Below are 13,108 nucleotides of genomic sequence, written 5' to 3'. Positions count from 1 at the left end.
CGGTATCCGTCGGCATCCCGTCCGTGTCGTCGCCGTACGGGTGTCAGACCGCGCGAGGCCCCGGCGGACGGGACAGGGTCGGCGCGCCGACCACCTCGACCCTCAGCTCCGCCGGCACCGCGTCGACCCACACGCCATCGGCATTGACGGCGACCGACAGGTCGCAGCCGCCGACCCCTAGTCCCGTCACCTCCAACCCCACGAACGGTGGTGGCCACACGGGACGAAGGCGTAGCGTGCCGTGCGGAACGTGCGGGTCGAGACCGAGCAGACAGCGCAACAGGAGCATCGACGATGCCGCGGACCACGCCTGCGGACGGCACGCCGCCGGATACGGCAGCGGTGGTAGGCCGTCGACGCGCTGCTCCCCACCGAACAGCTCCGGGAGCCTGCCACGGAAGGCCGAGGCCGCCTCCACGAGCCCGCCGGCGAGGCGCATCGCCGCGGCACCGTGGCCGGCGAGCGCGAGGTTCGCTGCGGCGATGACCGTGTCGTGTGGCCACACCGACCCCCCGTGGTACGACAGCGGGTTGAACCGCGGCGACGTCGCGGACAGCGTGCGCAGGCCCCAGCCGCTGGCCATGTCGGGCGCGGACAACCGCGCTGCGATGCAGGCGATCTCGCTGCGGTCGACGATGCCGGTGCCCGGCAGATGGCCCATGTTCGAGGCGACGGCGTCCACGCGGCGCTTCGCGCCGTCGAGGGCCAGGGCGGGGTACGCACCTGCGCCGTCATCGACCCAGTAGCTGGCACGGAAGCGCTCGCGGAGACCGCCGGCCCATGCGCGCCAGCGGTCGCCGCCCGACCGGTCGAAGTGGTCGAGCAGCTCGGCGCCGCGCACCGCCGCGTCGTGGGCGTACCCCTGCACCTCGCACAACGCGATCGGCGGCGACGCGAGGCCGCCGGCCGCGAACGGGATCGCGTCGTGCGAGTCCTTCCATCCCTGGTTCGCCAGGCCATCGGCGGACCCGGCGTACTCCAGGAACCCGTCGCCGTCGGGGTCGCCGTCGCGCGCCATCCACTCCAGTGCGCGTTCGCACGCGGGCAGCAGCGCCGCGACGTCGTCGTCAGGCAACCCCCATCGCCACGCATCCGACAGCAGGATGATCCACAGCGGCGTTGCGTCGACGCTGCCGTAGTAGCGTGCCGGCAGGTCGGCGCGCTCGACGAGCCCACCGTGGCGGACCTCGTGCAGGATCTTGCCCGGCGCCTCCTCGGTCCGCTCGTCGCGGCGCGCGCCTTGGCGACGCGCCAGCACGCGCAGCGTGTGGTGGGCCAGATCGACGGTGACCGGCAGCATCATGCGCGCAGCCCACAGCGCGTCCCGTCCGAACAGCGTCAGGAACCAGGGGCTTCCAGCAGCGAGGAACACGTCGGACGTGTCGAGCGGATCCTCCACGAGCAGCGATGCGAGGTCGGTCAGGGACCGCTCGATGAGCCGTGGGAGCCCGGGACCGGTGCACGTGATCGTCGGCGACGTCCACGGCGGGGCCGTCGGCTGCTCGGGGTGTTCGGTGGCGACGGCCCAGCTCCGCGTCGGCCACGTGACCCAGTCCGGACCGCTGAAGCCGACCGCAACGGTCAGGTCCCACGCCGCGCGGGCCGGGATCGTCACCGACCACAACAGCCGGCCGCTGTCGGGGTCGATGACGTCGGCGGGTGGCGTGGGACGCAGGATGACCTGCCGGTCGGCCTGGCGATCCGTGAACTGCAGGCCGCCGTCGGTGCCGGTGACGCGCGCAGGCGCCAGCCTGCGCCCGTGCTTGACGTCGAAGATGTAGGCGAAGTCCGACACGGCGAACAGCTCCACGATCACCTTGCGATCCGTCGTGCCGAAGTTGGTCAGGCGGATGTCGTCGACCATGGAATCCGCGACGACCCGCCGGCGATCGATGAACAGGGTCGGGTCGTCGGTCCGGTCGGCACCGAACGACGACGAGCAGAACCGGGCGGCGCCGCCGCCGACGAGCGTGCCGGTGAGCGCGGCCGGCTCACGGCCGTTGATCGCGACCTCGAACCTGCTGAGCACGCGGGTGTCCCGGATGAACAGGCCGTGATCGCCGCCGTCGACGACCTGCCCGGATGGGGCGGACAGGCAGAACGAGTCGCGTTCGACGCACACGATCTCGTCCATCGCTCCCGATGGGAACGTCGCCATCACGGCCCTCCGACACCGTCACTCCACGCGCCCGGGCGCGATCTCGACCGCGCGTGGCGTGCGACAGGATAGCGGAGCCGCCAGTCCGACCAGCCGTCGAACCTGCCCGGAGACGACGCGGTCACCCGGAACCGGATGTTCTCGCCGTCACGCCACCGCTCGGTGTCGATGAACCAGCCGGCACGTCCGGCGCTGGGGACCGTGAGGCCGTCGAACGTCGCCTGCTCGGTGAACACCGCGCCGAACGTGTGCCGGGTGCACCAGCCACTGCGCAGCGGGTCGCCCCACCTGTCCACGACGGCCGCCAGTGGGCGGCCGCCACCGTCGATGCGGAGCCGCAGCACGACCGGCTCACCGTGCACCCGCAGCTCCCCACGGATCAGGTGGTCGTCCTCGGCCGCCCACCGCGCACCGAACCTCGGGAGCAACGCCGTCGGCAGGACCAGCGCGCCGATCGCCGCCCGGCCCGCCGTGCTGCGTGACAGCTGCACGCCTGAGGCCCGTCGCAACGGCACCAGGCCCGCCAACCGCACGTGCTGTACCGCGACACCGGCGACATACTGCTCGACCCCGACGCCGAGCTCTGCCGCGTGCCCGAGCCCGACGAAGTCGAAGGTGCGCGTGAGCTCGTAGCGGGCGCGGAACGGCACCCAGCGACGGTGTCGGACGGTGCCGCGTACGTCGACGTGGACCGACCGATCCAGCGGGACTCCGGGCGTGATCGCCGCGGCGAAGTAGCGCCCAACCGGCTCAGGTAGCCCAGAGAACTCGATCTCGGTGAAGGTCCCGGGCCGCCTTGCAGCCCGCGACGCGCCCGATGCGGTGCGCGACGCGGTGCCCGCGACCAACGCCATGTCCTCTCCCACCGCCACCGCCGCCGCATGAGCGACGAATGCCGTCATCCCCCATGGTGACGCCTTCGTGGGGCCGGCGCGAGAGACGACCGGCCCTCATACCACACGGACCATGGACCGAGGTCGCAGCAGTGGCGGCATCCGACCCAGCCCGCCACCGCATGCAGCCACGACGAGCGAAACCACCGGCAGGCGACGATCCCGCGCGCCTGCGCCGACATGGTGCCTCCGAGCGTCGTCACGTCGGGGTCGACGCTGACAGCGAACCGGGCGGCCAGCCAGGGCCAAGGTCCCTGTGCCGGTGCGACGTCCGGGGACGCGAAGACCGTGCCGAACGCCGCGACCGGACAGGCCGTCGTCCTCTGGCACGACGACGGCTCGGCGGTCATCCTCGCCAACGGTGCGGAGCGCCCCGCGGTCTGCCCGTCGGGAGGGAGCGGTGCGGCCGCGCCATGCAGGGGACGGCTGCATTGACGCTTCGGAGGTGGTGGTCCATGGGACGGCTCCGCATCATCGCGGTCGCGCTGCTGACTGTGTTCGCCCTCATCGCGAGCACGGTCGGCGCAGGAGCGACCACAGGAACACAGGCACGGGGGGTGCCGACGCTGCGGGAGATCCGCGCCGCGCATCACAGCGGGTACGACCGGCTGGTGTTCGAGTTCTCGGGCAGGTTGCCCGATCGCACGAGGGTGCGCTGGGTCGAACGGATCGTCGCCGACCCGTCCGGCCTCCCCGTGCGCGTCGCCGGCGACGCGTTCCTCGAGGTCTCGACGTTCCCGGTGGTCGCACACAACGAGGACGGCACGACCACCTACGGGGCGCGCCGCCGCGCGTACGATCTTCCCAACACCGGCACGGTTGTCAACAGCGGCGACTTCGAGGCCGTCGTGTCGTTCGGCGTCGGCCTGATGAAGAAGACGTCGATCCTGCGCACCATGCGTCTGCGGCACCCGAGCCGCTACGTCATCGACATCCGTACCAACTTCGAGCGTACGCGCGTGAAGACGTGGTTCTTCGACGAGGACCGGTTCGTGGCCAACGCGCCGCCGTTCTTCCGTGCGGTCCGTCGCTCGGTGCCGGTGCCGGCGGTCGCCCGCGGAGCGCTGCACCGCGTGTACGCCGGGCCCACGCGTGCGGAGCGAAGGGACGGCCTCACGCTCCTGCGCTCGCAGTCGACGGGGTTCACGAACCTGTCGGTCAACAGGCGCAGGATCGCCAGGGTGCAGCTGACGGGCGGGTGCGACAGTGGCGGTTCCACGGTGACCGTGGCCGGTGAGATCATGCCGACGCTGCGGCAGTTCCCCACCGTGCGGTGGGTCAAGGTCTACGACCCCCAGGGCACGACCGAGATCCCGACCGGACGGTCCGACTCGATCCCCGCGTGCCTCGAGCCGTGAGGTGACGCGACGCTCGGTGCCGTGTCCGCATGGCACCGGGCGTCCACCTCATCACGACTGCTCACGTCGTGTCCGACCGGGAACCCCGCCTCGACCCTGAACCGTCCATCATCCAAGGTGGTGAAACCGTGTGAACGGCGGGCCGTCGACGACTTCGCCCCGCGCCCCGAGGACGCCGGCGATCGTCCCGTAGGTGTCGCGCTAGCCAGGGGCCGATGTCGGCCACGCTCAACGTGGCCCCGCCAACAGCCGTGGCTGCGGTGTGAGCGTGCGGGCACGGACGTCGTCGGTCGTCATGCCCCACGCTCCGTGACCTGTCAGCGCACACCAGAGTCCTCGGTCCCCACAGGGCGAGCGGTGTGGTACGTCAGGAGGGGTGGTCGCCAGGTGCGCAACGCCCATGGTAGAACGCCCACTCGTCGCACCGGGAGCTGTCGGGGAACACGCACTGTCCACGCTGCGAGCCATCCGGATCCTCGACGATCTCCACCCGGCCGCCATGCTCCTCACAGTGGACGCTGGCGGGATTGGGCAGGCGCGCCCGGTCCGTCTCCCCGTCGCTGGTACAGGCCGGTGGCAGCAGGACAGCCACCAGCAACAACACGCCAACTGTCCGCGCGCGGCCGCACACCACCCAGAGCCCTGACGCCGCGAACCGGCGGATCGCCGTCATGGCGCCCTCCATTCCCGTACCGTCACCGTTGATCGCGCCAGGTGCCCGACCCGCTGCGGCAGGGTCGCAGAGCGCCCCCCGCGGGCCCGCGTCTGGACCCCTCCGACCGTCGCCGCCCGGTGGGACCTTCGCCCCTGCTCCCGTCGGTCGGGTGCGCGCAGGCTGGGTCCTGACAGCTCGCGAGCGCGACAGCAGCTGCGCACGCCCGAACCTGGTGACGAGCCATGAACGAGACGTCCGACCACGTGATCGTGCCGCGCTCCGGCGTGCCGGAGGCGCAGCCCGAGGACGCACGCGGCGACGAGATCTCACCGTTCACGGCGCTGCGGCTGGCATGGATGGCCCGTATCCTGCTGCAGGAGCTGCACGGGACCGAGCTGGACGAGCGTGCCCGTGCCCGCTTCCGTGACATCTACGCGCGGTCGGTCGCCGTCCTGCGCGACGCCGTCGGCCCGCAGCTCGCCGACGAGCTTGGTGCCCTGCTGCCCGAGCTCGACACCGAGGTCCCCACCCAGGGGGAGCTGCGCGTCGCGCAGGCACAGCTGACGGGGTGGCTCGAGGGCCTGATGCAGGGGGTGCACGCGACGCTGTGGAGCCAGCAGCTCACGGCGCAGCATCAGCTCGAGGAGATGCGGCTGGCAACGCAGCGCGCCGACGACCGGTCGACGTCGCGTGCCACGCAGCCGTACCTGTGACGTGCGCGGCATCAGCGCCACGTCGCACGCGAGCCGGACGCGCCGCCGCCGAGCAGGACGCCGAACCCAAGGAAGAACCCGGCGTCGTACCAGTTGCCGCTGTTGTGGACCTCGTAGATCGTCACTTCGTCGGTGAACAGCGAGACCACGAACGTGATGGGCGCGATGACGCCGTGCCACAGACCCAGCCAGAACCCGGCGACGACGCCGTCCTGGGCGGCCGTCCCGATCTCCGGATTCGGACCTGGCGCGCAGGCGGTGACCAGCAGTAGCGCGCCCACCAGCAGCGCGCGCCGGGCCACGTGCGCTGTGCCCCGCCGGGCGCTCACGACGCGGGCGGCCTGGCTTTGGCCGCTCACCGACGCGGATGCGCGACTGAAACCGTCCACCGGGGTGCCAACGCGCGCGGGCGTGCTCGTCATCGCATCCCACCTCCCATGCAGTGCCAAGCCTGCAGGATCGACGGCGGGTCGGGCAGGGTCCAACGTCCCGGGTCCGGCGGACCGCCGCCGGGACCGGACCGGCGGCGAGCGACCGGTCACAGCCACCCGCGGGACTTGAACAGCGCGTACAACGCCACCGTGCTGGCCACGATAAGCGCGATGGCGAACGGGTAGCCGAACTCCCACCTGAGCTCGGGCATCGTAGGGAAGTTCATGCCGTAGACGCCTGTGATGAGGGTCGCGACGACGAGGATCGCCCCCCACGACGACGTCGCCTGCATGACCTCGTTCGCCCGGTTCGACGCCGCGACCACCTGGGTCTGCGACAGACCGTTGAGCAGCAGGAGCTGCGTGTCGATCTGTCCTCGCAGCTCGACGACAGCGTCGTGGCTCTGGCGCAGCTCGGCGACGTGCTCAACGTCGAGCGGGTGGAACCGCATGTCGATCAGGTCGGCCAGCACGCGACGAAGGGGACCGACAGCGCGGTGGAGCACCAGGATGTCGCGCCGGAGCGACTGCAGTGCCTCGTGCGGGGTCTCCGCGTCGTCCAGCGATGTGCGTTCGGCCGCCACCAGCCGGTCGTCGAGCTCGTCGCTGACGTCCCACAGAGCGTCGACCACCTCGTCGATGATCACCGCGAACGCGTCACCCGTCCGCACCCGGTCCAAGGCCGCCAGCCGCGAGCCGATGGCAGCGATGAGACCAGCTCGACCGGCACCGCCGGCGCGACTGCACGTCACGACCTCGGCCGGGCCGATCATGACCGCGAGCACGTCGGCGTGCAGGCCACGATCATCGGCCCGCATCGCCGGGACCAGCACCGTCCTGTGGGGGTCGCCACCGTGGACGCCAGGCCGGGTCGAGGCGAGCACCTTCGCGAGGGCCTCCCGAGCGATCCCCCCGGCCGCTGCCACGACGTCCAGTTCGTCACCCTCCGGGTGCTCGACGTCGATCCACGACGCCCCGACCCCAGGTGCGGTGTCGCCGAGCAGCCGCCGGGCCTCCTGCGGGCCGACGACCTCGTCGACCAGTCCTTCGTCGGGGCGCCATCGCACAGTCAGCATGCGTCCTCCGTTGTGCGCGTCGATCGGTGTCATCGCACATCATCGATGCATGCGCCCGCGGCGAAGCTGAGGCCCGTTTCACCAGGCCCGCGCGGACTCTGGGCACTCGGACACCCTGCTCGGACGGGCCCCCGCCGTTGCTGATCGGCTGGTCCTGGTGGCTGGGGCGACGCGCCGGCGGCCAGTTCGCGGGCGTGGCCGGCATCGGGCGGTCACCGGCGAGGGTGTTCGACGCCGAGCGGCCCGGAACGACGTTCGCAGATGTGGGCGGGTCTGGGCAGCGACGATCTCGCTACGGCCCAACGTGTGCTGGCGACGATCACGGAACGTGCCAACGTGCTCCTGGCCGCGTGGCGACCGGACCCAGGCGGACGGATTCCTGGCCATGCCCATGCTGTGGGAGCCACCACCCCCGGGCGTCACTGCGATCACCAGGTGCGCTGAGCGCGTCTCCGGCGAGCGCGCGGACGGACAGCCTCCGGTGGGTCGAGGATCTCCCGTGCCAGCAGCGCCTGCCGCAATCCCTCCGGGGTGTGAAGCAGGGCGCGCAGCCGGCGACGCCGCGCTGATGCCGAGGTCTGGTCGGCGCCGGCCGGTGGCGGCCGACTCCGTGAGGGTTGCGCGGGGGCCCCTGCTGATTCCTGCTCGTCGGCCACGTGCCTGCCGGTCGGAGCGGTCGACTCAGACACCAGCGTCGTCCCGGCCATCGGCCAGCGACGACCGCATCCTTGTGTCGGCCTCGACGTTCTGGAGCTGGCGATAGTCCATCACACCGAGGTTGCCCTGGCGGAACGCCTCGGCGATGGCCTGCGGCACCTGCGCCTCGGCCTCGACGACCTTGGCGCGCATCTCCTGCTCCTTCGCGACGGCCATCGCCCGGCGTTCCTCGGCCTTGGCCTGCGCGATCTTCTTGTCTGCCTCCGCCTGATTGGTCTGGAGCTCGGCACCGATGTTGCGGCCGACGTCGACATCGGCGATGTCGATCGACAGGATCTCGAACGCTGTGCCGGAGTCGAGCCCCCGTTCGAGCACGTACCGGGAGATGTTGTCGGGGTTCTCGAGCACCTTCTTGTGGGTCTCCGACGAGCCGATCGACGAGACCGTGCCCTCTCCGACCCGGGCGATGATCGTCTCCTCACCCGCGCCTCCGACGAGGCGGTCGATGTTGGCGCGCACCGTGACGCGTGCGACCGCCACGACCTGGATGCCGTCCTTGGCTACCGCTGCCACCCGGGGGGTCTCGATCACCTTGGGGGTCACACTCACCTGCACGGCCTCGAGCACGTTGCGTCCTGCGAGGTCGATCGCCGTCGCCCTTCGCCATGACAGCTCGATGTTGGCCCGGTCGGCTGAGATCAGCGCCTGCACGACGCGACCGACCTGGCCGCCGGCGAGATAGTGCGCCTCCATCTGGGGGATCTCAAGGTCGAGGCCAGCCTTGGCCGCACTGATGTACGGGCGGATGATCTGGCCCGGCACGACCTTGCGCAACCGCATGCCGACGAGCCGGCCAATGCTGATCCGCACGCCGGCGAACAGCGCGGTGATCCACAACCCGAGCGGGATCACGTACAGCACAGCGGCAACCAGGAGGATGCCGACCACGACGATGACGATCAGTATGACGTCCATTGGATGTCCCTTCGTCGCTGTGGCCACGCTACTGCGACGTTGATCGGACCGATTCCGCACATGTCGCGCCAACAGCGGGAGGCGGACGGCTACTCACCTGCCCGGAGGTGCGCCGGCGTCGTCGGAACACGCTCGACGACCCGGCGGTAGCCGTCGTCGCGTACGACCTCGATGGGATCACCGGCCGGGATGTAGCCACCGGAACTGACGACGTCAATGCGTTGGCCGTCGATCTCGGCGATCCCGGCCGGTCGCAGGCTGGACACCGCCACCCCGCGACGACCTCCCAGGTACACGGGCCGTCCGTGCCAGTCGTCCGTGGCGGTCCCACCCGCACCCTCGAGCACGAGCTCCTCGCCTCCGCCGAACCACCGCACCCATCCCCCGGTGGCCCGCTCGGTGACGAGCTCACCACTGCCGAGCTGGGTGTCGAGCACCAGTGCGTGCGGCGCACCGTACCGGGTCAACAGACGCACCGCGACGACCAGCCCGATGACGACGGCGGCGAAGGTCGCGCCGACGGTCACGGCCGCACGCCGGACCTCCGCTCCCGTCACGATGGGCCCACTGAGCTGCGCCATGAACATGCCGCCGAGCACCGCGGCGAGTCCGAGCAGGCCAGGAAGACCCACGCCGGGCACGACGAGCAGCTCCAACCCGATCAACACCAGCCCGATTGCGAGCAGGACGACCTCCTCCCACCCAGCGAGCCCCGCGAGCAGGTGGCCCCAGAGGAAGACCGCGAACGCCGCAACCGCGATGCCACTCGCGAGGCCGATCCCGCCGGTGGTGAGGTCGGCGATCAGCAGCCACATCGCCAGTGTCACCAGAAGCGAGGCGACCACCGGGTTGGTCAGGAACCGGACGATGGACTCGGCGGGGCTCGGCGCAGTCTCCACAACGTCGGCGACGGCTAGTCCGGCGGCGTCGAGCACGCCGGCGCGGTCCGCGATCAGGTCCTCGGCGTATCCGGTCGCGACAGCCTCGTCGGGACCGAGGGTCAACAACTCGCCGGTCTCGACGAGACCCTCGATCGCAACGTCGGGATCGACCATCGCCTCGGCGACTCTGGGATCACGACCGGTGGCATCGGCAGTGGCGGCGAACGTGGCGCGCACGGCCGACACCGTCTTCTCGTCCGCGGGTTCACCGGAGCCGCCGACCACGGGTGTCGCCGCTCCCAGCGTCGAGCCCGGGGCGACGTAGATCTCGTCGCTGGCGATCGTCACGAGGGCCCCGGCCGACAATGCCGTCCGATCCACGAACGCGATGGTCCGCACCGGGCTGCCGATCAGGGCATCCCGCATCCGAAGCACGGCGTCGAGTCGTCCACCGGGGGTGTCAACGTCGAGCAGGACCGCCGCGGCGTCGGCCTGGACGGCGTCCTGCAGTACGCGGTCGAGGTACGGTGCCAAGCCCAGATCGATCGGCCCACTGATCTCGACGACGTGCACGGTGGGGTCGTCTGACGCTGCCCGCGCGGTCGTGACGCCGGCGACCATCGCCAGCAGCGCGAGGCCGAGCAACGCCAGCCAGGGCAGAGGACGCACAGGCGCACGGTGATCGCGAACCAGGTACTCACTGGTCGTGCTGTTCGTGGACCTGTGCATCTGGCCCCACATGGTAGGCGTTGTGGCGCGCCCGAACCCATGTGCCGGGTCGGATCCTCGACGTCGCCCACACCGCACTCAGCGGCGGGCGGACGGTCGCGCGCCCGTGCTGTTCGCCGGCACGGCGACCGTCCCGTCGTCCAGGCCCAGGTACAGCTCCTCCTCCTGCGCGAAATGCAGGCGCAGGATCGCGTGCAACCCGTACAGCAGGCGGCGCAGCTCGAGGCGGTCGCCCGGTCCGGGACCGTCGGCGGGCAGGTTGGTGGCCAGGCGCTCGAACAGCGCGACGATCCGCTCGATCTCCCGGTGTGCGCCGATCAGCGGCTCCGTCGGATCCCTGCCATCGCTGACGGACGCCAGACGTGGGTAGAGCTGCCGCTCCTCGGCCTGCTCGTGCGGCAGCAGCCGGTCGGTGAGGAAGCAACGAACGTCGTCGAGGTCCCGCCGCGCGTGGTCGGCGGTCGTCCACTCGAGCCGGTCGGCGACGCCCTTGACGTCGTCGACCCCGGCCAGCAGGGTGCGGTGCTCGTTCCGGAACAGCGCGCTGGAGCGGCGGTCCGAGGCCGTCACGCGACTGGTGCCGGGCGGCCGCAACGCCCGCAGCGCGTTGAGGATGACCGCCACATCGATGACCTCCTGCAGGACGGCCCCGGCGAGTGGCGCGATGCTCCCCGCCGCCGCGAAGCCCATCGCCACCAGCGACAGCCCCATGCCAGCCACGACGCTCTGGGTGGCGATGTGCCGCGACCAGCGGGCGATCGCCATCCCCTCGGTGAGCCGATCGAGTCGGTCGACCGTGATCACGATGTCCGCCGCCTCCGACGAGGCGGACGCGCCACGAGCGCCCATGGCGACGCCGAGGTCGGCGCCGGCCAGGGCGGGAGCGTCATTGACACCGTCGCCGACCATCACCGTCAGCCCCCGCCCGCGGTCCTGGCCATCCTGGATCGCGACGATCTTGTCGCTCGGGCTCAGCTCGGGTCGGACGTCGTCGAGTCCGAGGGCGCTGGCGACCACCTCGGCGACAGCGCGATCATCACCGGTCAGCATGCCGACGTGGCCGACCCCCGCCGCCCGCAGCGAGCGCACGACGCGGCCGGACTCCGGACGGAGCGGATCGTCGAGGAGCAGCGCCCCCTGGGGCGTGTCGTCGACAGAGACCAGGACGGCCGACGAGCCCTCCAGCCGCGCCCGGCGCTGTGCGACCTCGACCGCCGCGGGCACCGCCGAGCCGCCCGCGACCCACGCCGCCGAACCGAGACGGACGCGGCCTCCGTCGACCTGCCCTGCGATCCCGACCCCGGGATCCTCGACGACCTCCACGGGGAAGGTGAGCCGGAGACCCCGGTCACGCGCGGCGTCGATGATCGCGTCAGCGAAGACGTGCGACGAGGCCTGCTCGACGCTCGCGGCGAGCCGCAGCACCTCGTCGCGATCCGTCCCGGGCACAGCGACGACCTCGGCGACCCGCGGGGCGCCGGCGGTCAGCGTGCCCGTCTTGTCGAACACCACGGACGTCGCTTCCGCCAGCTGCTCGAGCGCGGACGCGCCCTTGACGATGATCCCACGTCGCGCCGCGACCGAGACGCCGGAGACGAGCGCGATCGGTGCGGCGAGGATCAGCGGACAGGGTGTCGCCACGACCAGCACCGCGAGCGCCCGCACCGGGTCACCGGACACGATCCACGCCCCGGCCGCCACTACCAGTGTCGCGGGCACGAACGCAAGCGCGTAACGGTCGGCCATCCGCGTGAACGTCGTCCTGGCGTCCGCCGCCTCACGCACGAGCCGGACGATGCCCGCGTAGGTGCTGTCCGCTGCCGTGCTGACCGCGCGCACGCGGACAGGCCCACCGGCGTTGATCGCGCCGCTGCCGACGCGCGCGTGCTCGCGGCGCCGCACCGGGCGCGTCTCACCGGTCAGCGCGGACTCGTCGAACAACCCGATGGTGTCGACCACGACGGCGTCGACCGGGACGGCTTCGCCCGACCGCACCAGGAGCAGCTCTCCGCGTTCGACGGCATCGACCTCGACGGTCTCGACACGGTCGTCGAGCAGCCGGTGCGCCGCCCTGGGCGCACCTTCCAGCAGTGCGGCCAGCTCACGGCGCGCCCGGCCCGCGGCGTGCGCCTCCAGCGCCTGCCCCCCGGTCAGCATGACCGCGATCACGGCGCCGGCCAGGTACTGTCCCAGCGCCAGCGCACCCGCCATGGCCAGCAGCGCGATCACGTCCACGCCGGCGCGGCGACGCACCAGGTCCGCGATGATGTCGACGACGAGCTGGATGGCGACGGCGGCGGTCGCGCCCGCCCATACGAGATCGGCGACAGCACGGGCTCCCGCGAGCGCGGCGACGCCCCCCGCCACGACGGCGAGGAAGCTCACCACAAGCATCACGGTGTTGCGGGTCCCGGGCATGTCCGCCGACAAGGTCAGTGCATGCGCCCCAGCGTCACGTCACCGCCGGGCCATATGCAGTCCACTCGTCCTTGCACATGCGGCGGAAGGTCCCACGCGGGCTGCCGGCGCACGACCCACACGTGCAGGAAACGTGGACACCGGACGGGACGCATACCGGTCCA

The 13,108-nt window shown here is 71.6% G+C and carries 10 protein-coding genes; 2 read left to right on the top strand and 8 right to left on the bottom strand.

Annotation, left to right across the window (positions count from 1 at the left end; genetic code table 11):
- Positions 1-43 precede the first annotated feature (43 nt).
- Entirely contained in the window at positions 44-2,158 is a 2,115-nt protein-coding gene (locus VK923_15365) for a glycogen debranching N-terminal domain-containing protein (GenBank protein HSJ46051.1), read from the bottom strand.
- Positions 2,158-3,060, bottom strand: a complete 903-nt coding sequence (locus VK923_15360; protein HSJ46050.1) for a DUF6544 family protein — start codon at positions 3,058-3,060, stop codon at positions 2,158-2,160. Before VK923_15360 ends, VK923_15365 begins: the two co-directional genes overlap by 1 nt.
- Before the next feature lie 446 nt (positions 3,061-3,506).
- Between VK923_15360 and VK923_15355 the strand changes: the two genes are divergently transcribed.
- Positions 3,507-4,409, top strand: coding sequence for a hypothetical protein (locus VK923_15355; protein ID HSJ46049.1), 903 nt, complete (start codon positions 3,507-3,509; stop codon positions 4,407-4,409).
- A 367-nt stretch (positions 4,410-4,776) separates the two neighbouring features.
- On the opposite strand, the gene VK923_15350 is transcribed toward VK923_15355, so the two are convergent.
- A complete protein-coding gene (locus tag VK923_15350; GenBank protein HSJ46048.1) occupies positions 4,777-5,082 on the bottom strand; it encodes a DUF333 domain-containing protein in 306 nt (101 codons plus the stop codon).
- 224 nt (positions 5,083-5,306) lie between these two features.
- Between VK923_15350 and VK923_15345 the strand changes: the two genes are divergently transcribed.
- Positions 5,307-5,777 (top strand): proteasome activator, encoded by a 471-nt coding sequence (locus VK923_15345; GenBank protein ID HSJ46047.1) that lies wholly within the window; start codon positions 5,307-5,309, stop codon positions 5,775-5,777.
- 11 nt (positions 5,778-5,788) lie between these two features.
- Here VK923_15345 and VK923_15340 read toward each other — a convergent pair whose 3' ends face one another.
- The 5 genes from VK923_15340 to VK923_15320 all read right to left on the bottom strand — a co-directional run bounded on the left by VK923_15340 (position 5,789) and on the right by VK923_15320 (position 12,944).
- On the bottom strand, positions 5,789-6,136 hold the full coding sequence (locus tag VK923_15340) for a hypothetical protein (GenBank protein HSJ46046.1): 348 nt from the start codon (positions 6,134-6,136) through the stop codon (positions 5,789-5,791).
- A gap of 179 nt (positions 6,137-6,315) precedes the next feature.
- The gene (locus VK923_15335; protein HSJ46045.1) at positions 6,316-7,284 is read right to left on the bottom strand and encodes a CorA family divalent cation transporter; all 969 of its coding nucleotides are present in this window, start codon (positions 7,282-7,284) and stop codon (positions 6,316-6,318) included.
- A 681-nt stretch (positions 7,285-7,965) separates the two neighbouring features.
- Positions 7,966-8,916 carry a flotillin-like protein FloA gene (gene floA, locus VK923_15330; protein ID HSJ46044.1) on the bottom strand — a complete coding sequence of 317 codons (951 nt, stop codon included), beginning with the start codon at positions 8,914-8,916 and terminating at the stop codon, positions 7,966-7,968.
- An 89-nt stretch (positions 8,917-9,005) separates the two neighbouring features.
- On the bottom strand, positions 9,006-10,466 hold the full coding sequence (locus VK923_15325; GenBank protein HSJ46043.1) for an NfeD family protein: 1,461 nt from the start codon (positions 10,464-10,466) through the stop codon (positions 9,006-9,008).
- A 138-nt stretch (positions 10,467-10,604) separates the two neighbouring features.
- The gene (locus VK923_15320; protein ID HSJ46042.1) at positions 10,605-12,944 is read right to left on the bottom strand and encodes a heavy metal translocating P-type ATPase; all 2,340 of its coding nucleotides are present in this window, start codon (positions 12,942-12,944) and stop codon (positions 10,605-10,607) included.
- Positions 12,945-13,108 lie beyond the last annotated feature (164 nt).

The sequence above is a fragment of the Euzebyales bacterium genome, from assembly GCA_035461305.1.
GTDB lineage: Bacteria > Actinomycetota > Nitriliruptoria > Euzebyales > JAHELV01 > JAHELV01.
The sequence above is the reverse complement of the archived record's forward strand: the minus strand, read 5'-3'. Positions and strand labels throughout refer to the sequence as shown.

What these genes read in the sequence shown, in the direction of transcription:
- VK923_15365 (HSJ46051.1), bottom strand. Translation starts at nt 2,158, where the DNA reads ATGGCGACGTTCCCATCGGGAGCGATGGACGAGATCGTGTGCGTCGAA.
- VK923_15360 (HSJ46050.1), bottom strand. Translation starts at nt 3,060, where the DNA reads ATGACGGCATTCGTCGCTCATGCGGCGGCGGTGGCGGTGGGAGAGGAC.
- VK923_15355 (HSJ46049.1), top strand. Translation starts at nt 3,507, where the DNA reads ATGGGACGGCTCCGCATCATCGCGGTCGCGCTGCTGACTGTGTTCGCC.
- VK923_15350 (HSJ46048.1), bottom strand. Translation starts at nt 5,082, where the DNA reads ATGACGGCGATCCGCCGGTTCGCGGCGTCAGGGCTCTGGGTGGTGTGC.
- VK923_15345 (HSJ46047.1), top strand. Translation starts at nt 5,307, where the DNA reads ATGAACGAGACGTCCGACCACGTGATCGTGCCGCGCTCCGGCGTGCCG.
- VK923_15335 (HSJ46045.1), bottom strand. Translation starts at nt 7,284, where the DNA reads ATGCTGACTGTGCGATGGCGCCCCGACGAAGGACTGGTCGACGAGGTC.
- floA (HSJ46044.1), bottom strand. Translation starts at nt 8,916, where the DNA reads ATGGACGTCATACTGATCGTCATCGTCGTGGTCGGCATCCTCCTGGTT.
- VK923_15320 (HSJ46042.1), bottom strand. Translation starts at nt 12,944, where the DNA reads ATGCCCGGGACCCGCAACACCGTGATGCTTGTGGTGAGCTTCCTCGCC.